The sequence below is a fragment of the Cephaloticoccus primus genome, from assembly GCF_001580015.1.
GTDB classification, from domain to species: Bacteria; Verrucomicrobiota; Verrucomicrobiia; order Opitutales; family Opitutaceae; genus Cephaloticoccus; species Cephaloticoccus primus.
The window spans coordinates 23,563-32,946 of record NZ_LSZQ01000025.1; the positions used below are offsets into that span (position 1 = coordinate 23,563).

Genomic DNA, 9,384 nt, shown 5'->3' on the forward strand with positions numbered 1-9,384 from the left:
GCCCACAGTGCGCGCCATGCTCAAACGGATTTTACTGGCCTTCTTCGGCTCGCTCACTGGCGTTCTCCTCGCCTTGGGGGCGTTGCGGGTGGCCTTGTATTTTGGGCTGGTTTCGCTGCCCGTGGGCGCGGGGCGCGATGGGGCGGCCTCGGCGGATTATCTGCGGGAAGTGCTCGGGCTGGTGAATGCGCACTACGTCGATGCGCAGGGAGTGGGAACGGGCACGGAAGGGCTGGCGCGCGAGGCGATTCGCGGCTTGGTCGGCTCGCTGGATCCGCATTCGGAGTTTTTGGAGGCAGAGCATTTTCAGCGATTTGAGGAGGATCTGGATGGCGACTTCGGCGGGATCGGAGTGCAGGTGGAGTCGCGGAGTGGGCGGGTGGTGGTGATCGCGCCAATCGCAGGAACGCCGGGCGCGCGCGCGGGGCTGCGGCGCGGCGATGAGATCGTGCGCGTGGACGGGCACGAGATCGGCAGTGAGGGCCGGCCACCGATGGATGACGCGCTGAAACGGCTGCGCGGTGCGCCGCAAACGCCGGTGCGCGTGAGCATCTGGCGGCCCTCGGCGGAGGAGGAGCTGGAGCTCGAAATCGTGCGCGAGCGGATCGAGATCGATAGCGTGCGTGAGGCGCGCTTGCTCGGCGCGACGGTCGGCGGCAGCGGTGGCGGTGGCTCAATCGGCTACATTCAGCTAGTCGATTTTTCGGCCCGCACGGGGGATCAATTCGTGGCGGCGCTCGACAAGCTACTGGCCGAGGGCGCGCAGGCGCTGATCCTCGATTTGCGCAATAACCCTGGTGGCTTGCTTGATGCGGCGGTGGCGGTCGTGGAGCCGTTTTTTGAGCAAGGCGAGCTCGTCGTTTACACGCGGGGCAGGGATGCGAGCGGAGGCGTGAGCGACGCGAGTGCGGGGCGGGAGGGGCGCGAAGGGCGCGAAGTCCGCGAGGAGCTGCGCGCACAGATGGTGGGCCAGCCCCTCTCACTGCCGATAGCCGTCCTCATAAACTCGGGCACGGCCAGCGCGGCGGAGATCGTGACGGGCGCGCTGAAAGACACGGGTCGCGCAGTCGTCGTGGGCGAGCGTTCCTTTGGCAAAGGCTCGGTGCAAACCCTCTTCAAGCTGCGCGATGGCTCGGGGCTGCGGATCACGACCTCGCGCTACTACACGCCGAGCGGCGTGAGCATCCACGGACGCGGGATCGAGCCCGATGTCCCGCTCATCATGACGCCGGAGGAGGACGATAAACTGCGGCTCCAGCGCGCGCGTGCCGATGTGCTGGAGCTGGCGGACGCGGCGGAGTTTGAGGCGCAGTTTGGCTTTGCGCCAATTGCCGACAAGCAGCTCGAGGCTGCGGCCGATGTGCTCCACGGCGTGCAGCTCCTGCGCACGCGCGGCTTTGCCCAGGCCCTGCACCGCGAGCGAAGCGCACAGACGGCGGCCCCCAGCGAGCCGTTGAGCAGTGACGCGCTCGCCGAAGCCCAGCCAATCTCCGCCCGATGATTCTTGCGATAGAGAGCTCCTGCGACGAAACGGCGGTCGCACTTTTCGAGCCCGCGCGCGGGCTCGTCGGTGAGTGGGTGCACACGCAGATGGCCCTGCATGAGAAGCACGGCGGCGTGGTACCCGACCTCGCGACGCGCGAGCACTTGCGGCACTGTCCGGCTCTGATCGAGCTGGCGCGGGCCCACCCGGATTTCGCGCAAGTGGACACCGTGGCGGTGACACACGGGCCGGGCCTCGCGGCCTGTCTCGCAGTCGGCCTCTCGGCGGCCAAGGCCCTCGGGCTGGCACTGCGCGTGCCCGTCTGGGGCGTTAACCACCTGCGCGCGCATGCGTTCTCGCCCTTCGTCGCGCTGCATGCCGAGGCTCCGGGTGAGTTTGCCGCGCGGCTCCAGACGCTGTTGCCCCACCTCGGCCTCGTCGTTTCCGGCGGCAATACGCTCCTGGTCGAGATCGACGAAGCGCGCCAACTGCGCGTCCTGTCCACCACGCGGGACGACGCCGCGGGCGAGGCCCTCGACAAAGGCGCCAAGCTCCTCGGCCTCGGTTACCCGGGCGGCCCACAGGTCGAGAAACTCGCGCGCACTGGCGATACCGCTGCCTACGACTTTCCGCGCGGTCTGGGCCGCCGCGACAATCTCGAGTTCAGCTTTTCGGGACTCAAAACGAGCCTGCGCTACCAATTGGAAAAAATGACCGTGACCGAGATCGGGCAGCGCCTCCCCGATCTCTGCGCCAGCTACCAACAGGCGGTCATCGACGCGCTGCTGCGAAAGCTTAAGGCTGCACTGCGCGCGGGGCCGCGCGGCAAAAGCCCAACCCGCGCGCCGACCTACGCGAGCGTGGGGCTATCGGGAGGCGTCGCAAATAATCGCGCGCTGCGCGCCGCCGTGAGCGAAGCCGCGCAAGCCAGCGGCCAAGGTGCGGGGATTCCCGTCCTGCTCGCCGAGTCGCAGCACACCGGCGACAACGCGGGGATGATCGGCTTTGCCGCCTGGGCCGATACCCACGGCGTCAACCGCCGCGATGGACTCTCGCTCGAAATCTGCCCCGGCAGCGCGCTATGACGCAGTTTGTTTTCTCGGGCGGCGCCCACGGTAGAATGCGCTGACCTCGCCCGCCTCCGAGCGGTGCTCCGTTTACATCGAATGCGAGGTTGACAGTGCTTTCTGCCGCCATGTGTTCGCGCCGTCTTCTCCTGCTGTTCTCCCTGTTTTCCCTCCCCATGAGTGCTCCCATTGCTTCCCCGATTGCGGCTGCCGCGCAGCCAGTTGCCAAGAGTGTTGATAACGCTGCACCCCATTCCGATGGGCCGCGCTCGAAATGCCTTTTTGACGAGCAATGGCGTTTTCAGCTCGGCGATGTGGCGGGCGCGGAAGCGGCCGGCTTTGACGACGGCGCGTGGCGCACGGTCGATCTGCCGCACGATTGGAGCATCGAGCTGCCGCGCGACCCAAAGGCGCCGACCGGCGGGGCGGGCGGTTTTTTCCAAAACGGGATTGGCTGGTACCGGAAAACTCTGGCGGTTGATCCGGCTCGGGCGGGCCAGCGCGTGGTGCTCGAATTCGAGGGCGTGTACTGCAACGCCGAGGTTTTCGTAAACGGCCAGCACACCGGCGTGAAGCAGCCCTACGGCTACGTTCCGTTCAGCGTGGATTTGAGCGAGGCCGTGCAGGCCGCGCTCGCGGCAGGCGGAGCAGCGCCGCAGCCGATCACCGTTGCGGTGCGCGTAGACAACGAGCGCCAGCCTTCGTCGCGCTGGTTTACGGGCTCGGGGATTTATCGGCATGTGTGGCTGCACACGTTTTCGCCGACACACATCGCGACCGATGACTTCAAGCTGACGACGACTTCGCTGAGCGCCGCCGAGGCTGTGCTGCGCGTCGAGGCGGGCGTCGTGAGCGCGACGCAGAGCGCGGGTGCGGTGAGCCTGGACTTTGCGGTTTACGCGCCGGATGGCGCGCAAGTCGCCCAAGCCCGCGCAGCGGGCGAACTGGCCGGAGCCGCGACGCGCGCGCGGATCGTGGCCGATCTGAAAATCCCCGCACCGCAAGCGTGGTCGCCCGACAGCCCGAGCCTGTACCGCGTCGTCGCGCAGTTGCGCGGCGCACAAAGCAGCGGACGCGGTGGCAACGACACCGCGCCAAATGAACAGGTCTTCGACCTATTGGACGAAGTCACCGTGACGACCGGCCTGCGCACGCTGGCGTGGTCTGCTGAGCGCGGGCTCTTGCTCAATGGCCAGCCGATCAAGCTTAACGGCGGCAACGTCCACCACGACAACGGCATCCTCGGCGCAGCGGCCTTTGACCGCGCTGAAGAGCGCAAGGTCGAGCTCATGAAGGCCGCCGGATTTAACGCCGTGCGCACCGCGCACAACCCACACTCGATTGCCTTTCTCAATGCCTGCGACCGGCTCGGCCTGCTCGTCCTGGACGACATGTTTGACGGTTGGGCCGAGGCTAAGACCGCCGCCGACTATCACTTGCACTTTGCCGAGTGGTACGCGCGCGATGTCGAGGCGTGGATCCGCCGCGACTGGAATCACCCGGCGGTCATTTTCTGGTGCATCGGCAACGAGGTGTTCGAGCGAGGGAAGCCGGAGGGGGTGGCGATTGCAAAAAAGCTGGCTGCGCTCGTCCGCTCACTGGATGCATCGCGTCCCGTCACATCTGCGGTCAACGGGGCCTGGGGCGAGGAGGAGTTCTGGAAGTCGCTTGATCCGTTTTTCGCGGAGCTCGACGTTGGCGGCTACAACTACGAGCTCGCCTCGCGCGATACCAGTGAGCGCGAGCCCGGGCGGTCGAAGTTTCACAAGCTGTACCCGCGGCTGACGCATGTCCGCGATCACGAGCGCGTGCCACAGCGACTGATGGTGGCGACCGAGTCGTTTCAGTCGGAGGTTTTTGCCAACTGGCAGGCGACGCGCGATCACAGCTACGTGCTCGGCGATTTTGTGTGGACGGCGCTCGACTACTTGGGCGAGTCCACGATCGGGGTGACCTTTCCCCCGGGGCTGAAAGAGCTGCACCACTGGGAGCACGGGACGCTTCTCGGGTGGCCCTGGCCGTGGGCAGGTGCGTACTGCGGTGACATCGACCTCACGGGCTGGCGCAAGCCCGTGTCGTACTATCGCGAGATCGTCTGGAACGGGGAAAAGGCGGGCGCCCGAAAACTCTACATGGCCGTGCAGGAGCCGCCACCGCAGCCGCAGTCGGGCCTGTCGGGCGCGGTGCCCGCGACTCCTCCGATAGCGGCGGGCGAAGCCGAAGTGCCCGCGCCCGAAGAAGCGTGGCGCCCGACGCTGTGGGCTATGGCTCCCGCGCTGCCGCTGTGGGATTGGCCGCAGAGCGAGGGCAAGTGGCTGACCGTGGAGGTCTACTCCCGCTACGACTCTGTGCGGCTGTACCTGAATGGGCAGCTCGTCGGCGAGAAGCCCACGGGCGAGGCCGAGGAGTTTGCTGCGCAGTTTCGCGTGCGCTACGCGGCGGGCGAGCTCGTCGCCGCAGGCGTGCAAGGTGGCGAGGAGCGCGAGCGCTTCGCTCTCAAGACGGGCGGCCCGGCTGTCGCGCTGCGCGCAAGCGTGGATCGCGACCGCAGCACCGACGAACGCAGCGCGAGTAAAGCGAGCCGGCCGACTCTGAGTGCCGATGGGCAGGACTTGGCCTTTGTCACCATCGAGGCCGTGGATGCCGCCGGTCAATGGCAGCCTTGGGCCGCGCAAAAAATCGACGTGCAAGTCTCCGGCGCAGGTCGCCTCGCCGGACTCGGCACGGGCAATGTGCGCGACAGTCTGGAGCTTTACACCGGCTCGGCTTGCACGCTCTTCCAGGGCCGCGCACTGGCCGTCATCCGCGCGGGGAAAACGCCGGGCCCCATCACGCTGCGCATCAGTGCTCCGGGCCTTGGCAGCACCGAGCTGGAGCTTCACGCCGATTAGGACACGGCCCAACGAGGCCGTGCCCAATGAACGGGTCGAAGACCCCTGCGCGGGGGCCGACGGCGCACCAACGCGTGCCCCGCAAAATGAAAGGGGCGAAGTTGTGACGAGCCGCCAACGAGCGGCTCGCAAGAAAAGAGGGTCTGAGACCCCGCGGTGGCGGTGGCGGGGCGCCACGTGCCATTCAATTTGCGATTTTGCCCGTGCGCTTCGCGCCCAAGCAAAATCGCAAATTTAACGGGACCTCCCCCAGTCGCGTTGCGACTGGCAGTCTTCGACTGTTTTTATGTGCGCGGCCTCGTTGGGCCGCGTCGGAGCGCGATGAAGTAAAAAATTCGGCCAAGTGGAGAACCCATTTGGCCGCAGCGAAAAAGTTGACGGGTCAAACTCCCACCTGAGCTCCAGGGGAGTGCATTCAAATTTGGGAATCGTGCTCCGCCGCGTAGCGGCGGGGCCGATTCCCAAATTAAATGGCAGGGGACACCGTCCCCCGCCCCACGCGTAGTGGGAGTCTTTAACCGGTAGAGTGCTCCTTGTGGCAATATATGCGCATCATTACGCAGGTTATGCGTAGTGTTGGGTATTGTCATGGCTGGGGTTAGCGGTGCCCCTTGGAGGCTTTTTGCACAACAGCCGAAGCGACACCACAGCCTGACCATGCGTATGCGTAAATCCCCCCCCCTCTGTCGGGAACTACTTATCTAAATCGAGATTAGCGACTTGCGCGAGCGCCGTCACTGCGTGGGCCGCAGCCTTGGGGCTTTTCGTTGCCCAGCCCGCTGCGCGGGCGCAGCTTTTGCCTCCCACACTTCACATTATTACGAGTGGTTCGCCGAGCGAAATCACGCTTCAAGATGGCGGTACGCTTGCCTTTCGTTCTAGCACAGGTGTCGGTCCAGCCATCAATGTAAGTGGCGAGGGAGTCGAGCGCCAGATAGGCGGCGCGCGTATTGGAGCCATTTATGCCGAGATAGGGAAACAACCTATTGCGCGAACAATCGTCTTGTATGGTAATACCAGTTTTGGCGGACGCTCTGGCATGACCGATGCCCTCACACTTTCTAACGTTACTCAAAGTACCCCCTTCGACTCCCATGATTTTATCAAAGTCGGCTCTGGCCTAGTTATCCTCGGGAGCACCAACGAGTGGGGTGGAGCGACCAGAGTTGATGGAGGAGTCCTTCGCCTAAGCCCTGGTAGTCAACTTCCCGCAGGCAATATCCGCTTTAACGGCGGTATTCTTCAGCTCAGCAACACCGATTTTCACCGAACTTTGGGAGTGGGAGACAACCAAATCCAGTGGTTCGGTGATGGGGGCTTCTCCGCGTTGGACGTAGCTCGTACGGTGACGCTTAGTTATAACGGCGTACTCACTTGGGGCCAAGGGCACTTCGTCAGTGATGGCTCTGCACTTTTGCTGAATTCACGCTATTCGGGAGAGGCGATTACCCTTACCAATCCGATTAACCTTGGCGCACAGTTACGCGAAGTTCGAGTCGCATCCTCCCTCTATCACACTAGTTCGGTCTACAGCCATAGGGCACTTGCCAAGCTGACTGGCATCCTCTCCGGCACAGGTGGCCTTGAGAAAACGGGGGGAGGCCTTCTGTACCTCACTGGTGCCAATACCTATACTGGCGCGACACTTATTCGCGACGGTATCCTGCGCGGTACTGTCCCCAACTCCTCCAACATTCTGCTCGACGGCGGCGTGTTGGGGATTGATAGCGACTTCACCCGCGGCCGCTTCGGCACAGGCGGGCGCATCATTTGGCAAGGCTCCGGGGGCTTTGCTGCTTTCGGGGCCGACCGAATTGTTCGTATTGATAACACCACTGCACCGATTGGCTGGGGCTGGAATAACTTCGTGCCACACGGCCAGGAGCTGCGCTTCGGTCACGTCGCTCAGAACGCCGGCGTTCAGAATGGGACTGTTATTTGGGATAGGGCTCTAGCCTTCGGCAATGCCATGCGGACGATTCGCGTACGTGTTGGTCCGGGTGGTGCTGACGCGGTACGCTTCACCCAGCCGCTGAGCAACAGTACCAAAGCAGGTGGGCTCCGGCTCGTTGGCGATGGTACCGCAACGCTCGCCGCAGATAGCCCTGACCTCGATAGCGACAGGCTTGAAATTTCCGGTGCCAACTTAAAGATAATCAAACTTGGTCGGCTCGGCCCCGTGGGCTCCATCGAAATCAATAGTAACGGTACCTTGACTAATGAAATCGTGCATGGTGCCGGTGAAACTCCACCATCACATTTCACAGGCTCTCCAGATATAGTCCTCAACTCCGGCAGGTTAGCGTATATCGGAACAGCTGGCCCCGGTGGCGTATCACAAACTGAAAAATTTGGGACACTTTTCCTTATTGAAGGATGGAATCAGATCACTGGGTTCTTTAAAGGCATTGGCAATGGCACTATCACTGGCACTATACAACCTGTGTATCAATTCGATAAGCTTAGTCGGGCGGGGAGCTCACGCGCTACCCTCTACTCGGGGTCTTCCGGAGTACCTATCGACAGTCGATTGTGGGTTCGTATTTTAGCTGACGCAGCTTCTCACCTGATCGGTGGTATTATTCCTTGGGCCGTCACGGGCAATATCGTCAGCGGCGAAGCGTATCAGCAAACAGTTTTTACCACTATCAATAACTCTGGCTACCTCACCGCAGCTCCCTTCTCGTCTTCATTATCAGGTAACTATAGAAATACAACACCTGTCACTATATCGAGCCCCCTTACTCTTAATTCGCTGTATGTATCGGCAACGGGTGGCATAACTCTTAATAGTGCACTTACTATCAGTAGTGGTGGTTTGATTAAAGATGAGGCATTATACAAGAGTGGGGCGGGTATGTTGCCGATATTTAGCGGTAGCGGTACAATAACGACTGCGGCCAATCGACCGCTTTACTTCTTTGGTGCAAAGAGAGTAGGGGGGGCGGATGTGTCAGGTTCAGTTCGGTTCATCGGCGGGATGGACTTTGTAATCGATACAAATACTGGTATTGTTTACAATAGTTCGGGGATCAGTAGTGTTGGCTCGATTTATATCAACCGGGGAGACCTTGACATCGCATCAGGGAAGTTTTGGACTTCAGGACAAGTACATGTCAGAGCGAACGGGAAGATTTTTGTAAGAGGCGGCGACAGCGACCGGCTGGCCAGTCGCCCTCGTGTGAACCTCTACGGCGGCCAGCTTACCCTTTTTCATAACGCGACGCAAACTCTCTCCGAACTTCACATTGCCGACAGTGGCGTGATTGAGTTTAGATATGGCTCTTCGGGGCCAAACTTCCTTTTCCTCGATCTACTGACATTTAATAACACGGATGCAAAGCTTTTCGTTAAAGGGTGGCATGAGTTTGAAAACTACCTGCTGATCAAGAAAACGGCCCTCGCCACCGGGCAATGGGCGCAAGTGCTCAAGCAAATCGACTTCGACGGCTACTCGCTCGACTACGACCTCCTGGCCAGCGACTACAATAACGACTACTTTCAAATCTCCCCTTGGGGTTCATGGTCGCAAGCCATCCCCGAGCCCTCGACCTACGGTGCAATCCTCGGTGCACTGGGCGTAGGCGCCTACCTCATCCGCCGCAAACGGCAGACCGGACAGCGCACCACCGAGTGCGCCGCCAAATAAATGAGTCGAAGACTCCTCCCGCTGCGCGCGGGGCGGCCCTACGCGGGCGGCGGCAGGCGGTGCCTGCATCCGTTTACTGTGCCGCTTTTGGGCCGTGCGTTCCGCACAACCCAAAAGCGGCACAGTAAGGGACTCCCGACCTGCGGTCGGGCCGGAGATTAACCCGTAAACCAGAAAATCCGCCCCCAATGAGTTTCCCGACTCATCCGCGTTTTGGGATTCCGCGCCTGTCGCAACGCGACAGGGAGGCAAATTTGGGAATCGTGCTTCGCCGCGAAGCGGCGGAGCCGATTC

Annotated in this window: 4 protein-coding genes; all 4 read left to right on the forward strand. The window is 62.2% G+C overall.

All coding sequences use genetic code 11. The features are described 5' to 3' along the window. Nucleotides 1-16: 16 nt before the first annotated feature. The 4 genes from AXK11_RS02840 (at nt 17) to AXK11_RS09265 (ending at nt 9,090) form a co-directional block, all read left to right on the forward strand. Nucleotides 17-1,501: a S41 family peptidase gene (locus tag AXK11_RS02840; protein WP_197456771.1), complete on the forward strand. Its 1,485-nt coding sequence runs from the start codon at nt 17-19 to the stop codon at nt 1,499-1,501. Next, nucleotides 1,498-2,568 carry a tRNA (adenosine(37)-N6)-threonylcarbamoyltransferase complex transferase subunit TsaD gene (gene tsaD / locus AXK11_RS02845; RefSeq protein WP_068629140.1) on the forward strand — a complete coding sequence of 357 codons (1,071 nt, stop codon included), beginning with the start codon at nt 1,498-1,500 and terminating at the stop codon, nt 2,566-2,568. Before AXK11_RS02840 ends, tsaD begins: the two co-directional genes overlap by 4 nt. Before the next feature lie 158 nt (nt 2,569-2,726). Continuing rightward, nucleotides 2,727-5,441, forward strand: a complete 2,715-nt coding sequence (locus AXK11_RS02850; RefSeq protein ID WP_197456772.1) for a glycoside hydrolase family 2 TIM barrel-domain containing protein — start codon at nt 2,727-2,729, stop codon at nt 5,439-5,441. Nucleotides 5,442-6,195: 754 nt separating this feature from the next. Next, nucleotides 6,196-9,090, forward strand: coding sequence for an autotransporter-associated beta strand repeat-containing protein (locus AXK11_RS09265; RefSeq protein WP_156469168.1), 2,895 nt, complete (start codon nt 6,196-6,198; stop codon nt 9,088-9,090). Nucleotides 9,091-9,384 lie beyond the last annotated feature (294 nt).